At 72.6% G+C, this 17744-nt stretch carries 21 protein-coding genes; 15 read left to right on the top strand and 6 right to left on the bottom strand.

From position 1 onward, the window contains the following. The first annotated feature begins 126 nt into the window (after nucleotides 1–126). The gene (locus AB0E05_RS00295; RefSeq protein ID WP_361956271.1) at nucleotides 127–1038 is read left to right on the top strand and encodes an NAD(P)-binding domain-containing protein; all 912 of its coding nucleotides are present in this window, start codon (nucleotides 127–129) and stop codon (nucleotides 1036–1038) included. Nucleotides 1039–1143: 105 nt separating this feature from the next. Here AB0E05_RS00295 and AB0E05_RS00290 read toward each other — a convergent pair whose 3' ends face one another. Both AB0E05_RS00290 and AB0E05_RS00285 read right to left on the bottom strand, forming a co-directional pair. Further along, complete coding sequence (locus AB0E05_RS00290) at nucleotides 1144–1359, bottom strand: hypothetical protein (RefSeq protein ID WP_361956268.1); 216 nt, start codon at nucleotides 1357–1359, stop codon at nucleotides 1144–1146. Continuing rightward, entirely contained in the window at nucleotides 1356–1613 is a 258-nt protein-coding gene (locus tag AB0E05_RS00285; protein WP_361956265.1) for a hypothetical protein, read from the bottom strand. The genes AB0E05_RS00290 and AB0E05_RS00285 overlap by 4 nt, the downstream gene beginning before the upstream one ends. 182 nt (nucleotides 1614–1795) lie before the next feature. Between AB0E05_RS00285 and AB0E05_RS00280 the strand changes: the two genes are divergently transcribed. Together AB0E05_RS00280 and AB0E05_RS00275 are read left to right on the top strand one after the other, a co-directional pair. Continuing rightward, nucleotides 1796–2323 (top strand): GNAT family N-acetyltransferase, encoded by a 528-nt coding sequence (locus tag AB0E05_RS00280; protein WP_361956262.1) that lies wholly within the window; start codon nucleotides 1796–1798, stop codon nucleotides 2321–2323. A gap of 71 nt (nucleotides 2324–2394) precedes the next feature. Then, nucleotides 2395–3129 carry a Mut7-C RNAse domain-containing protein gene (locus tag AB0E05_RS00275; protein ID WP_361956259.1) on the top strand — a complete coding sequence of 245 codons (735 nt, stop codon included), beginning with the start codon at nucleotides 2395–2397 and terminating at the stop codon, nucleotides 3127–3129. A 40-nt stretch (nucleotides 3130–3169) separates the two neighbouring features. Here AB0E05_RS00275 and AB0E05_RS00270 read toward each other — a convergent pair whose 3' ends face one another. After that, the gene (locus AB0E05_RS00270; protein ID WP_361956256.1) at nucleotides 3170–3724 is read right to left on the bottom strand and encodes a hypothetical protein; all 555 of its coding nucleotides are present in this window, start codon (nucleotides 3722–3724) and stop codon (nucleotides 3170–3172) included. A gap of 79 nt (nucleotides 3725–3803) precedes the next feature. Here AB0E05_RS00270 and AB0E05_RS00265 point away from each other — a divergent pair, with 79 nt between their 5' ends. Next, nucleotides 3804–4139 carry a YnfA family protein gene (locus AB0E05_RS00265; RefSeq protein WP_361530773.1) on the top strand — a complete coding sequence of 112 codons (336 nt, stop codon included), beginning with the start codon at nucleotides 3804–3806 and terminating at the stop codon, nucleotides 4137–4139. 131 nt (nucleotides 4140–4270) lie between these two features. Next, nucleotides 4271–5044, top strand: a complete 774-nt coding sequence (locus AB0E05_RS00260) for an SDR family oxidoreductase (protein WP_361956250.1) — start codon at nucleotides 4271–4273, stop codon at nucleotides 5042–5044. A gap of 24 nt (nucleotides 5045–5068) precedes the next feature. Here AB0E05_RS00260 and AB0E05_RS00255 read toward each other — a convergent pair whose 3' ends face one another. Further along, nucleotides 5069–6274, bottom strand: a complete 1206-nt coding sequence (locus tag AB0E05_RS00255) for an RtcB family protein (protein WP_361956247.1) — start codon at nucleotides 6272–6274, stop codon at nucleotides 5069–5071. A gap of 181 nt (nucleotides 6275–6455) precedes the next feature. Here AB0E05_RS00255 and AB0E05_RS00250 point away from each other — a divergent pair, with 181 nt between their 5' ends. The 3 genes from AB0E05_RS00250 (at nucleotide 6456) to AB0E05_RS00240 (ending at nucleotide 10061) form a co-directional block, all read left to right on the top strand. Further along, nucleotides 6456–7262: a DUF3558 domain-containing protein gene (locus AB0E05_RS00250; protein ID WP_361956244.1), complete on the top strand. Its 807-nt coding sequence runs from the start codon at nucleotides 6456–6458 to the stop codon at nucleotides 7260–7262. Nucleotides 7263–7421: 159 nt separating this feature from the next. Then, the gene (locus AB0E05_RS00245) at nucleotides 7422–8297 is read left to right on the top strand and encodes a DUF3558 domain-containing protein (protein WP_361956242.1); all 876 of its coding nucleotides are present in this window, start codon (nucleotides 7422–7424) and stop codon (nucleotides 8295–8297) included. A 255-nt stretch (nucleotides 8298–8552) separates the two neighbouring features. Then, the gene (locus tag AB0E05_RS00240) at nucleotides 8553–10061 is read left to right on the top strand and encodes a DUF2637 domain-containing protein (RefSeq protein ID WP_361956239.1); all 1509 of its coding nucleotides are present in this window, start codon (nucleotides 8553–8555) and stop codon (nucleotides 10059–10061) included. A gap of 42 nt (nucleotides 10062–10103) precedes the next feature. On the opposite strand, the gene AB0E05_RS00235 is transcribed toward AB0E05_RS00240, so the two are convergent. Next, nucleotides 10104–10691: a TetR family transcriptional regulator gene (locus tag AB0E05_RS00235; protein ID WP_361956236.1), complete on the bottom strand. Its 588-nt coding sequence runs from the start codon at nucleotides 10689–10691 to the stop codon at nucleotides 10104–10106. Nucleotides 10692–10784: 93 nt separating this feature from the next. On the opposite strand from AB0E05_RS00235, the gene AB0E05_RS00230 reads away from it, so the two are divergent. Next, entirely contained in the window at nucleotides 10785–11825 is a 1041-nt protein-coding gene (locus AB0E05_RS00230) for an NAD(P)-dependent alcohol dehydrogenase (protein ID WP_361956233.1), read from the top strand. Nucleotides 11826–11851: 26 nt separating this feature from the next. Here the strand turns inward: AB0E05_RS00230 and AB0E05_RS00225 are convergent, their stop codons facing one another. Beyond that, on the bottom strand, nucleotides 11852–12058 hold the full coding sequence (locus tag AB0E05_RS00225; RefSeq protein WP_361956230.1) for a hypothetical protein: 207 nt from the start codon (nucleotides 12056–12058) through the stop codon (nucleotides 11852–11854). Between the two features lie 133 nt (nucleotides 12059–12191). Between AB0E05_RS00225 and yhfZ the strand changes: the two genes are divergently transcribed. The 6 genes from yhfZ (at nucleotide 12192) to AB0E05_RS00195 (ending at nucleotide 17741) form a co-directional block, all read left to right on the top strand. Next, nucleotides 12192–13139, top strand: coding sequence for a GntR family transcriptional regulator YhfZ (yhfZ, locus tag AB0E05_RS00220; RefSeq protein WP_361956227.1), 948 nt, complete (start codon nucleotides 12192–12194; stop codon nucleotides 13137–13139). Nucleotides 13140–13246: 107 nt separating this feature from the next. After that, entirely contained in the window at nucleotides 13247–13660 is a 414-nt protein-coding gene (locus AB0E05_RS00215) for a transcriptional antiterminator (RefSeq protein ID WP_361956224.1), read from the top strand. Beyond that, nucleotides 13657–14016 (top strand): DUF2620 domain-containing protein, encoded by a 360-nt coding sequence (locus tag AB0E05_RS00210; RefSeq protein WP_361956221.1) that lies wholly within the window; start codon nucleotides 13657–13659, stop codon nucleotides 14014–14016. Before AB0E05_RS00215 ends, AB0E05_RS00210 begins: the two co-directional genes overlap by 4 nt. Before the next feature lie 151 nt (nucleotides 14017–14167). Continuing rightward, the gene (locus tag AB0E05_RS00205) at nucleotides 14168–15520 is read left to right on the top strand and encodes a YhfT family protein (protein WP_361957218.1); all 1353 of its coding nucleotides are present in this window, start codon (nucleotides 14168–14170) and stop codon (nucleotides 15518–15520) included. A gap of 86 nt (nucleotides 15521–15606) precedes the next feature. Then, nucleotides 15607–16617 (top strand): phosphotriesterase, encoded by a 1011-nt coding sequence (locus AB0E05_RS00200; RefSeq protein ID WP_361956218.1) that lies wholly within the window; start codon nucleotides 15607–15609, stop codon nucleotides 16615–16617. Then, nucleotides 16614–17741, top strand: coding sequence for an aminotransferase class V-fold PLP-dependent enzyme (locus tag AB0E05_RS00195; RefSeq protein WP_361956215.1), 1128 nt, complete (start codon nucleotides 16614–16616; stop codon nucleotides 17739–17741). Before AB0E05_RS00200 ends, AB0E05_RS00195 begins: the two co-directional genes overlap by 4 nt. Nucleotides 17742–17744: the final 3 nt, after the last annotated feature.

Genomic DNA, 17744 nt, shown 5'->3' with positions numbered 1-17744 from the left:
GCCGGGGTGGCAGGAATTTGGTGAGGGGCGGCACCGGCGTCACTGTCGGCGCGCGTTCCGCGCTGCGATCTTGGTGCGCAGGTGGTGAACCACCCCGGACCAGCCGCCCGATGGAGGAGCAGAGCCATGAGTGCCGAGACGACGAGTTCCGAGACGACGACCGCGGACACGACCGCGCGCCCGGCGGTGACCGTGCTGGGCCTGGGCTCGATGGGGACGGCGCTGGCGGCGGCGCTGCTGGCGGCGGGCCACCCGACCACCGTGTGGAACCGCTCCCCCGAGAAGGCCGCGCCGCTGGTCGCCCGGGGCGCGGTGCTCGCCGGGAGCGCACGGGAGGCGATCGAGGCGAGCCCGTTGGTGATCTCCGTGGTGCTGGACTACCCGGCGCTGTACTCGGTGGTCGATTCCGCGCTCGACGCGCTGAAGGGCAGGTCGCTGATCAACCTCACCTCCGGGTCGCCGGAGCAGGCGCTGGAGGCCGTGGAGTGGGCGCGGCGGTACGGCGTGGAGTACCTGGACGGCGCGATCATGACGACGCCGCCCGGTGTCGGCAGCCCTGACGTCATGTTCCTGTTCAGCGGCGACCGCACGGTCTTCGACGCGCACCGGTCGGCGCTGGAGGCCCTGGGCGACCCCCGGTACCTGGGCGCCGAGCCGGGGCTCGCCTCCCTCTACGACACGGCCCTGCTCGGGCTGATGTGGGCGACGATGACGGGCTGGCTGCACGGCACGGCGGTCGTCACGGCGGAGGGGACGAAGGCAACGGACTTCACCGCGGTCGCGACGCGGTGGCTGGGCACGGTGAACACCTTCATCACCCGGTACGCCGGGCAGGTCGACCGGGGCGGCTACCCCGGCGACGACGCCACCGTGGACGTCCAGGTCGCGGTGATCGACCACCTGCTGCACGCGGCGGAGGCACGGGGCGTCGACAACGCGTTGCCGCGGTTGCTGAAGTCGCTGATGGAGCGCGCGTCGGCGGCGGGCCACGGTGCGGACAGCTACGGCAGCCTGATCGAGGTCCTCCGGACGAAGTGACGCGGCCGGCGTGCGCCGGACCGGCTTCTTGCGCGGCCTGGACGCTCCCGCAGGGCGCGGCGAGACGCGTCACGTCGCTGTGAACCGGGCCGCGGCCGGGAAGGGCTACCGCGGCGGCACCAGGCGCGCAGCGCCCGCGTCCACGCGGAGCGTCGTGCAGATGTCGTACAGGCTCGACCCGCTCACGCCCTCGGGGACGTCGAACGTGCCCACCTCCGTGCCGTCCTCCGTCGCCACGGGGACGGGGTGGTCGTCGCGGCCCGTGGCCTCCACGGCCGCGAGGATCTTGCCGTCTGCGTCGTACAGTGCGGTCAGTTTCATGCGCCACTCACCCAGATCGTGCTGAAACGGAAGGTGCTGTTCGCTGACACCTCGACGTTCAAGTAGTCCGTGCTCACGCGGTTGCCGTCGATTCCCGTGCTGTGCTGGACGATCTGCGCGATCGTGGTGTTCGCCAGGAACGGGCGGACGGAGAAGCCCCAGTAGTGCTCGTGTTCGCCGATCCCCCAGGTCCAGAGCTCCGTTCCGGCTGCCTGGAAGACGTCGAACCAGCGGTGGTTGGTGGTTGGTGCCATGTCCTCACCCGACCTTCGTCGAGCCGTTCGCGCCGTGCGTCCGGCGGCGCCGGGCGCGGCGCGCGGCGATGGATGCGGCCCCTCGTCCATCGTCACCCCGCCGCGGTCGTGATCGCGAATCGGGCGGCCGGTGCGTCCGGCGGGGCACGCGCTGTCAGACCCCGGCCGTAGCCTGCGGAGGTATGGAGAGCAGAGCGACGGCGGTGCTGATCGAGCCCTGGTCCGAGGGGGACCTCGGTCTGCTGCGGGCGACCAACGCGCCCGAGATGATGGGGCACTTGGGCGGGCCGGAGACGGAGGAGAAGCTGCTGGACCGACACCGGCGGTACGTCGCGATGAGCGCGGCCGACACCGGCGCGGGACAGATGTACCGGATCGTGGTGGCGGCCACCGGCGAAGCCGCGGGCACGATCGGCTTCTGGGAGCAGATCTCGACGTCCGAGGGCCTGCCGGTGTACGAGACGGGGTGGGCGGTCCTCGCCGAGTTCCAGGGCCGCGGTGTGGCGTCCCGGGCGACGGCCCTGGTGACCGAGGCAGCGCGCACCGCCGGTCGGCACCGGTACCTCTTCGCCTACCCGAAGCTGTCGAACGCCGCGTCCAACGCCGTCTGTCGCAAGGCGGGCTTCGAGCTGCTCGGACAGGTCGCCATGGAGTACCCGCCGGGACATCCGATCACGTCGAACGAGTGGCGGCTGGACCTGCGGCAGTAGGGCCGTCGCCCGGGGCTCCGCGGCGGACAATCCGGATGCCGCGCGCGCCCCGGCGGTGACATGCTGACGGCGTGAACGGACCGCAGATCCACGTCAGCGTCGCCCCCGAGCTGCGCCTTTTCGTCCCGTCGGAGCGGCGCCGGGGCCGTACGGCGCTGGTGACCGACGGCTCGTCCTCGCTCGGGCACGTCATCGAGTCCCTGGGCGTGCCGCTCACCGAGGCCGGGCGGCTGGTGGTCGACGGGCGGCAGGTCGCGGTCTCGCACGTGCCGAGCGCGGGCGAGAGCGTCGAGGTGTACGGGGTGGAGCGCCCGCAGCTCGTGCCGGGGGCGCCGCTGCGGTTCCTGCTCGACGTGCACCTCGGGACGTTGGCGCGGCGGCTGCGGCTGCTCGGCGTGGACGCGGCGTACGAGAGCGAGGACATCGGCGATCCGGCGCTGGCCGCGCTCTCCGCGCGGGAGCGGCGGGTGCTGCTCTCCCGGGACCGCGGGCTGCTGCGGCGGCGGGAGATCTGGGCGGGGGCGTACGTCTACAGCGACCGCCCGGACGACCAGCTCCGCGACGTCCTCGGGCGCTTCGCCCCGCGGCTCGCGCCGTGGACCCGCTGCACCGCGTGCAACGGGGCGCTGCGGGACGCGGACAAGGACTCGGTGCGCGGTCGGCTGGAGCACGGCACCGAGCGGACGTACGACGTGTTCGCGCAGTGCTCGGCGTGCGAGCGGGTGTACTGGCGCGGGGCGCACCACGCGCGGCTGGTGAAGATCGTGGAGGACGCGGTGGCGGAGTTCGGCGCACCGGCGCAGTGAGCGCCACCGCGCAGTGAACGCGCAGCGGGCCCGGCAGGCGTCAGAAGACGTACGGGTCGCCCGTCGCCGGGGCGAGCACCTCGTGCTGGTTGTTGCGCGGATCGCCGTCCCGGGCGCCGCCGTTCCAGTGCGTGCCGACCGTCACGACGACCTCGTCCGGGGCGCCGGAGGTCCGCAGGTCCAGCTGGGTGACGTGGGCGTCGGCGCCGGCCCGCAGCGGCCCGGTCGCGCACAGCACCACCTGGTCCGAGCCCCAGACGCAGGCGGCGGGCAGTTCTTGGTCCGCGGCGAAGCGGGTGGAGAAGGCCAGCCGTACGGTCGCGTTCGGCAGGCTCGCCGGGCCGAGGCTGCGGGACTCGACGGTGACGGCGAGGCGCCCGTCGGCGAGGGTCACCCAGCCGTGGTGCGTCACATCGGCCACGGGCGAATCCACCGAACCCACGGCACCCACCAAACCGACCGAACCCACCAAACCCACCGAACTCACGGAGTCGGCCGAGCCAGGCGCGTCCGCCGCGCTGACGACACCGGCCGGGCCCACCGCGATCAGCGTCGCCACCGCGGCCCCCGCCACTGCGTTGCGCATCACATGCATGCCGATAAACATACCTTTTGCCCATATTTACTGCTGATTGCCCGTCAGTTCGGCGCGTCTCCCGTGGCACTCTGTGACCATGCTGATCGCCCGTTCCGTCGCCCTGTTCGCCGTCGCCGCGCTCTTCGAGATCGGCGGCGCCTGGCTGGTCTGGCAGGGCGTGCGGGAGCACCGCGGCTGGATCTGGATCGGCGCCGGCGTGATCGCCCTGGGCGCGTACGGGTTCTTCGCCACGCTCCAGCCCGACGGGGAGTTCGGCCGCATCCTCGCCGCGTACGGCGGCGTCTTCGTCGCCGGCTCCATCGCCTGGGGCATGGTCGCGGACGGCTACCGCCCCGACCGCTGGGACGTGATCGGCGCACTGATCTGCCTGGTGGGCATGGCCGTGATCATGTACGCGCCCCGGGCCCGCTGAGCCCGCCGGCAGGAACCGGCCGCCGAGCCCGCCCGCCGAACCCACCTGCCGAAACCTTCACGCGCCTGCCTATCCTGACCGCGCCCGACACACGACACCCGACGCCCACCGACGTACGAGGAGAGCCCCGCATGCCCACCCCCGCCGACAGCACCACCCCCGTCGCCGTCGTCACCGGGGCCAGCAGCGGCATCGGCGCGGCCACCGCCCGCCGGCTCGCCGCCGAGGGGTACCACGTGGTGCTCGCCGCCCGCCGCACCGAGCGGATCGACGCCCTCGCCGCGGAGCTGACCGCCGCGGGCCTCAGCGCCACCGCCCGCCCCCTCGACGTCACCGACCGGGCCGCCGTCGACGCGCTGGCCGCCGCGCTCGACCGCTGCGACGTCCTCGTGAACAACGCCGGCGGCGCGCTCGGCGCGGATCCGGTGTCCGCCGGCGACCCGGCCGAGTGGCGCTGGATGTACGAGGTGAACGTGCTCGGCACCCTCAACACCACCCAGGCCCTGCTGCCCGCCCTCACCGCCAGCGGCAACGGCACCGTCGTCGTCCTGACCTCCACCGCGGGCCACGCCACCTACGAGGGCGGCGCCGGCTACGTCGCCGCCAAGCACGCCGAACACGTCCTCGCCGAGACCCTGCGCCTGGAGATCGTCGGCACCCCCGTGCGCGTGATCGAGGTCGCCCCCGGCATGGTGCGCACCGACGAGTTCGCCACCACCCGCTTCCGCGGCGACGCGGCGAAGGCCGCGAGCGTGTACGACGGCGTGGGCGCGCCGCTGACCGCGGACGACGTCGCCGACACCGTCGCCTGGGCGGTCACCCGCCCGCCGCACGTCAACATCGACCTGCTGGTCGTCCGCCCCCGCGCCCAGGCGTCCAACACCAAGGTCCACCGAGAGCGGTGACCCCGGCACACGCCCCAGGGCGCGTCAGCCCTTCACGCAGACGACCTGCTTGAGCTTGGCGACCACCTGCACCAGGTCCGTCTGACGCTCGATGACCTGCTCGATCGGCTTGTACGCGGCGGGGATCTCGTCCACCACCCCGCTGTCCTTGCGGCACTCCACGCCCCGCGTCTGCTCCGCCAGGTCCCGCTCGGAGAAGCGCTTCTTCGCCTGGTTCCGGCTCATCCGGCGCCCGGCGCCGTGGGACGCCGAGTTGAAGGACTTCTCGTTGCCCAGACCGCGCACGATGTACGAGCCGGTGCCCATGGACCCCGGGATGATCCCCAGGTCCCCCGCGCCGGCCCGGATCGCGCCCTTGCGGGTGACCAGCAGCTCGACCCCGTCGTACGTCTCCTCCGCCACGTAGTTGTGGTGGCAGGAGATCACCGGGTCGAAGCCGACCGTCGCGCGGCGGAACTCCCCGCGCAGCACTTCCTGGAGCAGCCCCATCATCACGGCGCGGTTGTAGCGCGCGTACTCCTGCGCCCAGAACAGGTCGTTGCGGTACGCCGCCATCTCGGGCGTCCCGGCGAGGAAGACCGCGAGGTCACGGTCGACCAGGCCCTGGTTGTGCGCGAGCTGCTGCGCCGCGCCGATGTGGTGGTCGGCCAGCTCCTTGCCGATGTTCCGCGAGCCGGAGTGCAGCATCAGCCAGACGGCGCCCTCGTCGTCGAGGCAGACCTCGACGAAGTGGTTGCCCGAGCCGAGGGTGCCCATCTGCTGGAGCGCCCGCTCGCGGCGGAACTTCACCGCGTCGGCCACCAGCTCGAAGCGGTCCCAGAAGTCGCGCAGCCGCGCCGGCGACGCGGAGTCGCCGAACCCGTACACCCCGTCGGCGTCCACGGGCTCGGCGTGCATGCCGCGGCCCACCGGGATGGCCTGCTCGATCCTGCTGCGCAGCCGGGACAGGTCGCCCGGCAGGTCGTTCGCGGTGAGCGAGGTGCGCACCGCGGACATCCCGCAGCCGATGTCGACACCGACCGCGGCCGGGCACACCGCGTCCTTCATCGCGATCACGGAACCGACCGTGGCGCCCTTGCCGTAATGAACGTCGGGCATCACCGCGAGTCCCTTGATCCACGGAAGGGTGGCGACGTTCTGGAGCTGGCGCATCGCGACGTCCTCGACGCCCGCGGGCTCCGCCCACATGCGGATGGGCACCTTCGCACCCGGTACCTCTACATACGACATGGTTCCCCATTCCCCCGAAAGGCCCTCAAGATCAGTGAAGCGCAAAACTGGAACAAATGCCCGCGAAAGCCCCTGCGGGCCGGCGTTCCCTGCTGCGCGTGCGATACACATTGTTTCCGTCGGCCGTCATGGTGCGGCAATTGCTTTTCCCGTGGACCCCGTCCGGAAGGAGCCCGGAACCGTGCGACGCAGGACGTACGCCGCCCGCCTCACGGCGGCGACCACCGCGGTGACGGCGCTCTTCGCCGCCGGCTGCACCAGCGACGGCGCGGGGGCGACCGGCGCCGTGGACACCAAGGCGGGCGCGGGGACGACGGCCGCGGCCCAGCCGGGTAAGTACCGCACCCTGCCCGAGCCGTGCGGCTCCGTCGCGGGCTCCACGCTGAAGGATCTGCTGCCGGGCGTGACCGAGCTGGCCGACGAGCAGCAGAAGCAGCTGCTGCGCGGCCAGCCCGTGAGCACGTACGACACGGACCGCCGGGTGGGCTGTAGCTGGGAGGCGAAGTCGCCGGACGCCGCGCACTCGCTGAGCCTGGACTTCGAGCGCGTCGTCTCGTACGACCGGGCCGTCAGCGACGACAACCGTGCGCAGCAGGTCTTCGAGAAGAAGCAGACGGCGGCCGGTGTGCCGCTGGAGTCCGCGGCCGGCGGGCAGGCGTCGAAGCCGCCCACGACGTCGTCGGGCTCCCCGACGGGCACGGCCGGCACCTCGGGCGCGGCGGGTTCGACGGACGCCGGGGACCTGGAGCCGCGCGTGCTCGACGGCCTCGGGGACGCCGCGTTCCTCGATGACGTCGTCGCCACCGCGGGCGCCGGCTCGAACGCCCAGCGCCGCACCGTCAGCGTGGTGTTCCGCACATCGAACGTCGTCGTCACGGTCGTCTACGTGGCGCAGCCGGGCGTCGCCGCGGAGCCGCCGGACGGCAAGGAACTGCAGGAAAAGGCCCAGAGCGTGGCGCGCGGCCTGGTCGACGAGTTCGGCCGCTGAGGCCGCCGCGGCACCGGCAGCCCCGGTCCTGCGTCCTCCTGGGAGCGGCACCTCGCCCCGCTCGTTGCGCGTACGGTGGCGTGGTCGGTTGCCAGAGCGCGACCGTACGGCCGCGTGATGACCGTGCGACACGAACGTTGCCCGACCAATGAAGGAACCATGCACCGAACTAGCCCGCGACTCACCCGCATACTCGCCTGCGCCGCCCTTCCGCTCGCCCTCGTCCTCGCCGGCTGCTCGTCGGACTCCGGCGACGGCGACAAGAAGGCCAAGGACGACAAGGAGAAGGGCGCGTCGTCGTCCGCCTCGCCGGGCGGCGACTCGGCGGGCTCCGGCTCCGGCTCGGGCGTGGAGCAGCCGCAGAACGTGGAGGCGGCCAGGTTCGCGAAGCTGCCGGACGCCTGCGGGTCCGTCTCGAAGCGGACGGTGGGGAACCTGCTGCCCGCCGCGAAGCCGAAGGGCGGCACCCCCGGGAAGTCCTCCGACCTGCTGGCCCGGGCCAACTGCTCGTGGAACAGCCTGGACGACGACGGTGTGAAGGGCTCCCAGTACCGCTGGATGGACGTCTCCTACCTGCGGTTCGAGTCCGAGCAGGCGCTGAACCTCAGCGGTGAGCAGCGCGCGAAGGAGAGCCTCGGCAAGGAGCTCGCCAAGGCGCAGTCGACCAAGGGCGCCACGGACCTGAGGACCTCGGTGGCGAGCGGCGTCGGCGACGAGGCGCAGGCCGTGGTCTACAAGCTGCGCAAGACGGACGCGGACTTCTCGTACGCCACGGTCGTCGCGCGCACCGGGAACGTCGTGATCACGCTGACGTACAACGGCACCGGGTACGCGGGCGCGAAGAACCCGACGGTCGAGGACATCACCAAGGGCGCGGTCGAAGCGGCGAAGACCGCCGTGGCGTCGGTGGCCGCGGTCAACAAGGACGCGGGCACCGCGCCGAGCAAGGGTGCGAGCCCCAACCCCTCAACGAACGCGACGAAGGCGGCGAAGTCGTCCACGTCGTCGAAGTCGACGGGCACCAAGGCGAGTTGATCGATCGACCTGCCCGACGCCGGGGCGGGTCCGCAGAGTCCCGTCTGCCGCGCTTCCGGCCGGAGCCGCCGTAGCCCTGCGGAAGCGTTCGTCTCCACCGGCCGGTGGGTGGCTCGCCGCGCAGTTCCTCCCCTTGCGGAGCCCGTGGTCCCCCGAGGGACGCGGGCTCCGCGGTCATGTGCCACGCTGTGCCCCTGGCCCAACCGGTAGTCGTGTTCAGGCCAGTGCCTTGCGCACTAGGGAAGGAGATCGCGGGTGGCCGCGATGCAGCTGACACGGACACACCGCATACTCATCGGCACGGTCGTGGCCGGTGCGGTGGTCATCGCCGGCATCGGTTTCGCCGGTTCGTACGCCGCGGTGCGCGACCTGGCGGAACGCAAGGGCTTCGGCGATTTCGCGCTGGTCTTCCCGATCGGCATCGACGCGGGCATCTGTGTGCTGCTGGCGCTCGACCTGCTGTTGACGTGGATGCGGATCCCCTTCCCCATGCTGCGTCAGACGGCGTGGCTGCTGACCATCGCCACGATCGCCTTCAACGGCGCGGCGTCCTGGCCGGATCCGCTCGGTGTCGGGATGCACGCGGTCATCCCGGTGCTGTTCGTGGTGACGGTGGAGGCGGCGCGGCACGCCATCGGGCGGATCGCGGACATCACCGCCGACAAGCACATGGAGGGCGTGCGGCTGACGCGGTGGTTGCTGTCGCCGGTGCCGACGTTCAAGCTGTGGCGGCGGATGAAGCTGTGGGAGCTGCGGAGTTACGAGCAGGTCATCAAGTTGGAGCAGGAGCGTCTGATCTACCAGGCGCGGCTCCAGGCCCGGTACGGGCGCAGTTGGCGGCGCAAGGCGCCGGTGGAGTCGCTGATGCCGCTGCGGCTGGCGAAGTACGGCGTACCGCTGGCGGAGACCGCGCCGGCGGGGCTCGCCGCGGCCGGGGTGGATCCGGTGCTGTTGCCGCCGGCGCCGCGGGTGGAGGTCGAGGCCGACGCACAGGCGCCCGGCCCGGCGGCGGTGCCGGTGGTGCTGGAGAAGCGTCAGCTGACACAGGCGCCCCAGCCTCAACCCCAGCCGGAGCCGGAGGCGCAGGAAAAGCCCGTGGCGTCCACGGAGTTCGCCGACCCCCAGCCGTACGAACCGGAGTACGAGCCGGAGTACGAGGCCGACGAGCGGCAGCGCTACGAGGAGTACCAGCGCTTCCTGGAGTACCAGCGCAACGCCCAGGAGGGGCCCGAGACCAACCCCTGGTTCCGCCAGGGCGTGCAGCGCGGTGCGTACGAGGGCGGGTACGACCCGCAGCAGCAGGCGCAGGCCCCGCAGCAGATCCCCCAGCAGGCCCCGCAGCAAGTGCCGGCCCAGGTGCCCCCGCAGGGCGCCGAGCCCGAGGCGGAGCCGATCCGGATCCCGGCCGGCCCCGGCGGCCGTACGCGCATCCTCGGCGACCCGGACCACGAGCGGCCGGAGGAGCCCGAGGGCGAGGACCACGGGAACGCACCCCGCGGGGACGAGCCGCGCGCGGTGGAGCGGTTGGTGGAGCAGCCGGTGGGCGAGTCCTCGGACGTGGACGCCTTCTACGACGCGGCGTACCCCGTCTACGTCGCGTACGCGCACGAGCACGGCAACTACCCGAAGGCCGACGTCCTCGACATACACCTCGGTGACGTCCACGGCATCACCCACCCGCGCAGCGCGACCCTGCTGCGGCAGGTCATGCCGGCCTTCCGGCAGCGCATGGAGGCGGAGCTGGAAGCCGAGCACATCGCGTGACGCGTACGGGCCCGGGACCCGCGCGTCAGGGGCCGGTTCCCCTCAGTCGATCGCGGTGGCCCTTCGGACGCAGTCGCGCAGCAGGGCACGGCGCCGCTCGTGCACGTCTTCGGGTTCCTGACTGCTGGCCGTGTAGACGTTGCTGACCGGTGACCAGGCCATGGACATGGCGATGACCAAGGCCATGATGTCGAACGGGTCGCCCGCGCGGACCCGCCCGGCGGCCTGCGCCTCGGCGATCGCGGTGAGTTTGCGGTCGTCGTAGTGCTGGTGGGTCTCGACGAGGTGCCCGACGGGCCGGCGCTCCAGCCGCGTCCAGGTGGCGAGCCGGATGAGGTCGGGGCGGCGCAGGTATTCGTCGTAGAGGCGCACGGCCCAGTCCGAGAGGTCGTCGGCGTCGATGGGCACGACGTTGGTGATGCGCTCCAGCGAGCTGAGGAAGATCGCGTCGAAGAGCTGTTCCTTGTCGCCGAAGTAGGCGTAGAGCTGCGCCTTGTTGGTGCGGGCCGCCGTCACGATCCGTTCGATGCGCGCCCCGGCGATGCCGTGCCGGGCGAATTCCTCGGTGGCCGCGTTCAGGATGCGCTGGTACGTCGCGGCGCCGCGCGAGGTCTGGGGTTGTTCCGGCATGCCGGCAGGCTACCAAACAGAACAGTTGGTTTACTTGTCGCGCCGATGCCCCTACCCTCCAATAGACCGAACAGTCTGTTTAGGGAGTCGGCTGTGCGAACGACCACGGGATGGCAGGCGGACGGCCCGGGCACGCTCCGGCGCACTTCGTTGGAGCGCCGCGATTTGCGCCCGGACGACGTCGCGGTGCGCGTCGACCACTGCGGCGTCTGCTCCACCGATCTGCACGCCCTGAACGGCTACGACCAGCAGGCGAACGCCCCCCTGGTGCCCGGCCACGAATTCACCGGCGTGGTGACCGAGACCGGCCCCGAGGTGACCGCCTTCTCGGTCGGCGACCGCGTCGCCGTGGGGAACATCGTCGACTCCTGCGGCTCGTGCGCCATGTGCACGGCGGGACAGGAGAACTTCTGCCGCTCCTTCCCGACCCTGACCTACGGCGGCACCGACCGACAGGACGGCTCGACCACTCTGGGCGCCTACTCCCGCGAGTACGTCGTGCGCGCGGCGTTCGCCCACCCGCTGCCCTCCGGCCTGGATCCCGCCGAGGCCGCCCCGCTGCTGTGCGCCGGCGTCACCGTCTGGGAACCCCTGCGCGCCCACGGGGTGGGTCCGGGCAGCCGCGTCGCCGTGGCGGGGCTGGGCGGTCTGGGGCACCTCGCGGTCAAGCTGGCCGTGGCGCTCGGCGCCACCGCGACCGTCGTCAGCCGTACGCGGGACAAGCGCGAGGACGCCCACAGGCTCGGCGCCCACGACTTCCTCGACGCCACGGACCCCCGGGACACGGCCGCGGCGCGCGACAGCTTCGACCTGCTCATCGACACCGTCCCCGCGCCCCACGACCTCGCCCCCCACCTGAAGCTGGTGGCGATGGACGGCACGCTCAGCCTCCTCGGCCACCTGGGCCCGCTCACCGTCGAGGTCATGGACCTGCTCGTGGGGCGCAAGAAGCTCAGCTCCGCGGGGAGCGGCGGGCGCCCCGCGACGGCCGCGATGCTCCGGTTCTGCTCCGACCACGGCATCGCCGCCGACGTCGAAGTGCTGCCCTCGGCACAGGTGGCCACGGCGCTCGACCGCCTCGCGCGCAACGACGTCCGCTACCGCTTCGTGCTCGACCTGTCCGACCTGGACTGACGAGGACAGCGACCAAGTCGGGTCGTTCAGAGCTTGCCGCGCTTGCGCACGACCTCGGTGGGGAGCGCGATCGCCAGGCCGACGACCATGATCACGACATACGCGGGCACCGACAGGTCCCACAGCTTGTGGAGCAGCCCCCAGGGGCCCTCGCCCCAGATCTGGCCGCCCGCCCCCAGGGCGCCCTGCACGGCGGTGACCCATCCGACGACCGACAGCACCTCGTTCTTCATGCCTCCACGGTCCCGTGCCCGCCCGGCGAATGCGTCGTGCTCACGACGGAACGGCGGGTACGTCGAAAGATGCAGTCCCGCTCCGAGCTGCCGACCTCTTGTCAGTATCCAGAATCCTGGTTACTGTCCAGGCGTGAACCGTTTTGACGAGCGCTTCCTCACCCGGAACGGCCTCGCCGCCCGACAGCTCGCCGTCCTGCTGCTCCACCAGGAGGCGGACACCCGACTGCCGCGCGTGCGCGACTTCGCCGAGAAGCTGGGGTGCGGGAACGGCACCGTACAGGCGGCCCTCCAGCTCCTGGAGGAGGCCGGTGCGATCGAGACGACCGCCCGCGGCCACCTCGGCACCTTCCTGGTGCGCTCGGACCGCGCCGCGCTCTGGAGCCTGTCCGGCCTCGGCACCCTGCTGGCCGCGATGCCGCTGCCGTACTCACGGCGGTACGAGGGCCTGGCCACCGGGTTGCGCGGGGCCTTCGAGGCGGCCGGAGCGCCCTTCGCGATCACCTTCATGCGGGGCGCGGGCGCCCGGACCGCGGCGCTGCTCGAAGGCAAGGTGGACCTGGTGGTGCTGTCGCGGTTCGCCGCCGACCGACTGCTGGAGGACCACCCCGCCGGCTCCGTCGAGCTGGTGGCCGACTTCGGCCCCGCGACGTACGTCGGCGCCCACGGCGTCCTGCTGCGCGAGGGCGCGTCGCTGACGGCGCCCGGGCTGCGGGTGGCGGTCGACCCCTCATCGGACGACCAGCGGATTCTCACCGAGCGGGCGTTCGCCGGGCGGGACGACGTCCGGTGGGTGGAGTCCTCGTACATGCAGCTGCGCGACCTGCTCGCCCAGGACCAGGCGGACGCGACCGTGTGGAACCTCGACGAGGTGGAGGGCCTGATCGGGCCGGGCGTCGAGGTGCTGCCGCTGGGTGACGAGGTCACCCGCGACCTGGCCCTGCGCAACTCCAGCGCCGCGCTCATCGGCCGCGCCGGCGGCGCGACGGCGCTGGACGCGGTGCGCGACCGGCTGGACCTGTCGCTGGTGACCTCCCGACAAGCCGAGGTGGTACGGGGCGAACGCCTGCCCTCCTACTGACCCCGACCCCCGCCCTCCTTCGGACGCACCGTCAGCAGCCTTGCGGAACACACCAACTGACGGTCTGAAAATACAGAATCCTGTTTACTGTTGAATGAGAGGACCGCATGGACGACCAACTCGCCCGGCGCCTCGCCCTCTTCCGGGAGGGCGGTTCCGTACGGCCCGAGGTCACCGACTTCGTCGCCGTCGAGCTGGACGCGCTCGCCGCCGAGGGCCGGACCGTCACCGAGGCCACCGCCGGCATGCTGACCAGCCATCTAGTCATGGCGCTCACCCGGCTCCTCGACGGCGAGGCCATCGCCGCGTCCCCGACGGACGCGGCGGTCGCCGCCGAACTCGCCGACCACCCCGAGGCCGTGGGCCGCGCCCGCGCCGTCGCCGCCCGCGCCCACCGCGAACTGGGCGCCGCCCTCCCCGACTCCGAGGTGAACTTCCTCGGCATGCACCTGGCCGTCCTCGCCGGACGGCCCGCAGCAGCACACAACGCAGCAGCACACGACAAGGAGCAGCAGTCATGAGCAGGATCCTCACCGGTGGCGTCGGCAAGGTCGAGGTCGCCGACACGGTCAAGCAGCTCGCGCTCGACGGCGTCGAGGTCACCGTCTCCAGCGACATGGACGCGGCGATGAAGCTCCGCGCCGGCCAGGCCGACTACTACCTCGGCACCTGCCACACCGGCGCCGGCGCCTCCCTCGGCGTCCTCGTCGGCCTGCTGGGCAGGGACGCCTGTCACACCTTCGGCCGCTCCGTCCCGACGGCCGACCAGGTGGTCGCGCTGCTCGACGAGGGCAAGAAGGTCTTCGGCTTCGCGCTCGACCAGATCGACGCCGTCACCCCCGTGCTCGCCCGCGCGATCGCCGCCCGCGCGGCCTGAGGCCCGTAGGACAAGGCCCTCAACAGGCCCTGGACAGGCTCTTTAGCGCGCCCGCCCGCGCCGTACGCACCCCCCTGCGAGCCGCTCCCGCCGCCGTACGGGCCGGGCCGAACTCTCCCCCCGGGCACGAAGGAGTGACCCCGTGAGCACCATCCTCGCCGCCGCCCCGGCGAACGCCGGCAGCCTGGACTTCTCGCTGGCGCAGCAGCTGACCGTCATCGCGCTGTGTGCGCTGACCGCCTTCATCTCGCATCTGGCCCTCGCCGTCTTCAACGACGGCGTGCGCCCCTTCCTCCTCGACTTCATCCAGGGGCGCACCACCCGCAGCGCCACCACCGCCGTCTCCTTCGGGCTCTCCGCCGGCTTCATCTTCGGCCTGGGCGCCCCGATGGCGCTGTCCACCGGGGTCCTCAACCCCTGGCTGCTCTTCCTGCCCACCGACATCCTCGGCCTGCTGTCGCCGAAGAAGTGGCTCGCGCCGATCCTGGGCGGCGCGTGGGGCGCGGTCGTCGTCTTCGGACTGAACGGCGCGAACGACATCGCTGGCGACCTGCCGGTGGACTTCCTCACGGCGATGCAGCAGATGTCGACGCCGATCCTGTTCCTCTTCACCCTCTTCCCGGTGCTGGCGATCACCAAGCAGTTCGGGCGGGGTTGGGGCGCGGTCGCCGGCGTCCTGGAACTCGCCCTCGTCGTGACGACGATGAAGGTCTGGCCGAACATGTTCGCCGGGGCGCTGGCGATGGCGGTCGGCGTGCTGATGCTGATCGCGCTCGCCGTCTCCAAGGACCTCAAGCAGCGCAAGCTCGACGCGGAAGCGGCGGGGCACACCCCGCCCGTCGACCCCGCGGAGGCCGCCGACGACCCGATGGCGTCCCTCTTCAGCGCCAGCGCGGCCCGGCTCCGCCGCCATCTGCCGCTGTTCATGCTGCTGGGCGCGGGCGTCGCCGTCCTCGCGCAGAGCCACATACTCGGCGGCGGCGAGGCCACCAGCTTCCTGATCGCCAAGGGCGACTACGCGGAGGCGGCGCAGGTCGACTTCTACCGGGTCTTCGGCTTCATCCCGCTGATCGCGACGACGGCGCTGGCGTCGGGGGCGTACGGCATCGCCGGCTTCACCTTCGTGTACCCCATCGGCTATCTGATGCCGAACCCGTACGTCGCGGCGCTCGCCGGTGCCGCGGTCTTCGCGATCGAGGTGCTGGCGCTGTCGTACATCGGCCGGTTCCTCGGCAAGCTGCCGACGGTGCGGGACTCCTCGGAGCACCTGCGGAGCGCGATCACCGACACGCTCCAGCTCGCCATCCTCTTCGGCTCGTTGATGGCCGCGAACGCCATGGGCGGCGGCCTCGGGATCCTCGTCGTCGGCGGGCTGTACCTGCTGAACGAGGCGATGGGGCGGCCGGTGGTCCGGATGGCCGCGGCGCCGGCCGCGGTGCTCGTCGGCGGCGTCGTGCTGAACGTCCTGTACTGGCTGGACCTGTTCACCCCGATCAAGAGCTGACGGCCGGCGGGCCCGGCGCGCGCCCACCCGCGCGCGCCGTGCCCGCCCCCGTACCAGCGGAAGCGGAACAGGAAGGACCCCCGCCCATGCGGCCCCATCGGACCGAGCAGTCCGCGCTCCTCCCCCACCTCCAGACGGTCACCGGCCCGCTCCCCCACCACGCGGTGACGGGCCCCGTCCTCGCCCACGAACACCTCGTCCTCGACCTCGACCGGGCCGGCGACCGCGCCGCCGTCCTCGACGCCGAGCGCCACGGCCCGGCCGTCGTCACCGAACTCACCCAGCTGCGGGAGGAGTACGGCCTCGGCCTGGTCGTCGAGCTGACCTGCCGCGGCATGGGTCGGGACGCCCCCGCCCTGGCCCGCGTCTCGCGCGCCGCCGGCGTGCCCGTCGTCGCGGCCACCGGCTGGTACTACGAGCCCTTCCACACCCCCGACGTCGTCGGCAGCAGCGTGGAGCACCTCACCGGCGTCCTCGTCCGGGAGGTCACCGACGGGATCGCCGGCACGGACGTGCGCCCCGGCGTCATCGGCGAGGTCGGCAGCCACGGCGAGCAGCCCAGCGAGCCGGAGGTCCGGGTGCTGCGCGCGGCGGCCCGCGCCGCCGTCACCACCGGCCTGTCGGTGGCCACCCACGCCCACCTCGGGCGCGGCGGGGCGGCGCAGCTCGACGTCCTCACCCGCGAGGGCCTGCCGCCGGAGCGGATCAGCATCGGCCACCAGGACCTGCTGGACGACCCGCGCGTCCACCGCGAGTTGGCGGCCAGCGGCGCGTACGTCGCCTTCGACACCGTCGGCAAGGAGGGCTACCAGTCGGACGCGACCCGACTGCGCCTGCTGCTCGCCCTGTTGGAGGCCGGCCACGCCGACCGGGCGCTGCTGAGCTGCGACGTCTCGCGCCACGGCTATCTGCGCACCGAGGGCGGCCAGGGGTACGGCCACCTCTTCACCGGCTTCCTGCCCGCGCTGCGGTCCGCCGGTGCCGACGACGACCTGCTGGACCTGCTGCTGCGCCGCAATCCCCTGCGCTTCCTCACGGGCGGCGCCGAACCCCCACCGGGACCGCACGCCCCACTCCCCGCGGAGACCACCCCATGACCACCGCCCCCGCCCTCCCCCGTACCCACCCGCTGTCGACGGTCGCGCTGCCCGACGCCGTCGCCCGCCAGTTCCGGCTGCTGGAGTGCACCGCCGCCCACTTCGAGGGGCCACAGTTGTTCCGCGCGGACGCAGGCGTCGTGCCCGGGCTCGGCCGACCGCACACCACCGCCCGCGTGGAGGCCGTCCTCGCGGACTTCTTCGGCGGCGAGGACGCCGCCCTGGTGCAGGGCGCCGGCACCGGCGCCATCCGCGGCGCGCTCCAGGCGACCGACCTGGGCGCCGGCCCGCTGTTGATCCACCGCGCGCCCGTGTACCGCACCACCGCCGCCACCCTGCGCGCCCTGCGCACCGACGTCGTCGAGGTCGACTTCAACGACCCGGCCGCGCTGCGCGCCGCGCTCGCCACCGGCCGGTTCCGCTGGGCGTACGTCCAGCACACCCGTCAGCGGCTGGCGGACTCGTACGACCCGGCCGACGTGATCGCCGCCTGCGTCGCCGCCGGGGTCCGCACGGTCGTGGACGACAACTACGCCGTGCTGCGCGTCCCGGCCTGCGGCGTCGAACTCGGCGCCGACGCCTCGGCGTTCTCCCTCTTCAAGCTGCACGGCCCGGAAGGCGTCGGGGTCGTCGTCGGCGCCCGCGACCTGGTGGAGCGCATCCGCGGCGACAACTACTCCGGCGGCGGCCAGGTCCAGGGCCACCAGGCGCTGGACGCCCTGCGCGCCCTGACCCACGTGCCCGTCATGTGGGCGATCCAGTCGCAGGTCGGCGCCGAGGTCGCGGAGCGCCTCACGGCCGGCGAGGTCCCCGGCGTCGCCGAGGTGCGGATCGCGAACGCGCAGGACCGCTGTCTGCTGGTGCGCCTGGACCGGCCCGGGGCGCGCGAACTGCCGGCGGTCGCCGCCACGTTGGGTGCGGCGCCGTATCCCGTCGGTTCGAACTCCCGGTACGAGATCGCGCCGCTGGTGTACCGGATGTCCAGCTCCGCCCTGGACGACGCGCCCGAACTCGCCGACTGGACCGTGCGCGTGAACCCCATGCGCGCGGGCGCGGACCAGGTGATCGACCTGCTGCGACGCTCCGTCGGCCTGCTGAACGACCCCCCGCACCCCAAGGACTGACCC

Origin of the sequence: Streptomyces sp. NPDC048057 (assembly GCF_040653095.1) — a bacterium.
Lineage (GTDB): Bacteria > Actinomycetota > Actinomycetes > Streptomycetales > Streptomycetaceae > Streptomyces.
This window is presented reverse-complemented; position numbering and strand designations above follow the sequence as displayed.

Bases quoted from the DNA above. Each gene is read 5' to 3' on its own strand.
- AB0E05_RS00195 (WP_361956215.1), top strand. From the start codon at position 16,614: ATGACCACCGCCCCCGCCCTCCCCCGTACCCACCCGCTGTCGACGGTC.
- AB0E05_RS00260 (WP_361956250.1), top strand. From the start codon at position 4,271: ATGCCCACCCCCGCCGACAGCACCACCCCCGTCGCCGTCGTCACCGGG.
- AB0E05_RS00225 (WP_361956230.1), bottom strand. From the start codon at position 12,058: ATGAAGAACGAGGTGCTGTCGGTCGTCGGATGGGTCACCGCCGTGCAG.
- AB0E05_RS00265 (WP_361530773.1), top strand. From the start codon at position 3,804: ATGCTGATCGCCCGTTCCGTCGCCCTGTTCGCCGTCGCCGCGCTCTTC.
- AB0E05_RS00290 (WP_361956268.1), bottom strand. From the start codon at position 1,359: ATGAAACTGACCGCACTGTACGACGCAGACGGCAAGATCCTCGCGGCC.
- AB0E05_RS00280 (WP_361956262.1), top strand. From the start codon at position 1,796: ATGGAGAGCAGAGCGACGGCGGTGCTGATCGAGCCCTGGTCCGAGGGG.
- AB0E05_RS00210 (WP_361956221.1), top strand. From the start codon at position 13,657: ATGAGCAGGATCCTCACCGGTGGCGTCGGCAAGGTCGAGGTCGCCGAC.
- AB0E05_RS00245 (WP_361956242.1), top strand. From the start codon at position 7,422: ATGCACCGAACTAGCCCGCGACTCACCCGCATACTCGCCTGCGCCGCC.
- AB0E05_RS00295 (WP_361956271.1), top strand. From the start codon at position 127: ATGAGTGCCGAGACGACGAGTTCCGAGACGACGACCGCGGACACGACC.
- AB0E05_RS00255 (WP_361956247.1), bottom strand. From the start codon at position 6,274: ATGTCGTATGTAGAGGTACCGGGTGCGAAGGTGCCCATCCGCATGTGG.
- AB0E05_RS00270 (WP_361956256.1), bottom strand. From the start codon at position 3,724: ATGCATGTGATGCGCAACGCAGTGGCGGGGGCCGCGGTGGCGACGCTG.
- AB0E05_RS00215 (WP_361956224.1), top strand. From the start codon at position 13,247: ATGGACGACCAACTCGCCCGGCGCCTCGCCCTCTTCCGGGAGGGCGGT.
- AB0E05_RS00200 (WP_361956218.1), top strand. From the start codon at position 15,607: ATGCGGCCCCATCGGACCGAGCAGTCCGCGCTCCTCCCCCACCTCCAG.
- AB0E05_RS00285 (WP_361956265.1), bottom strand. From the start codon at position 1,613: ATGGCACCAACCACCAACCACCGCTGGTTCGACGTCTTCCAGGCAGCC.
- AB0E05_RS00235 (WP_361956236.1), bottom strand. From the start codon at position 10,691: ATGCCGGAACAACCCCAGACCTCGCGCGGCGCCGCGACGTACCAGCGC.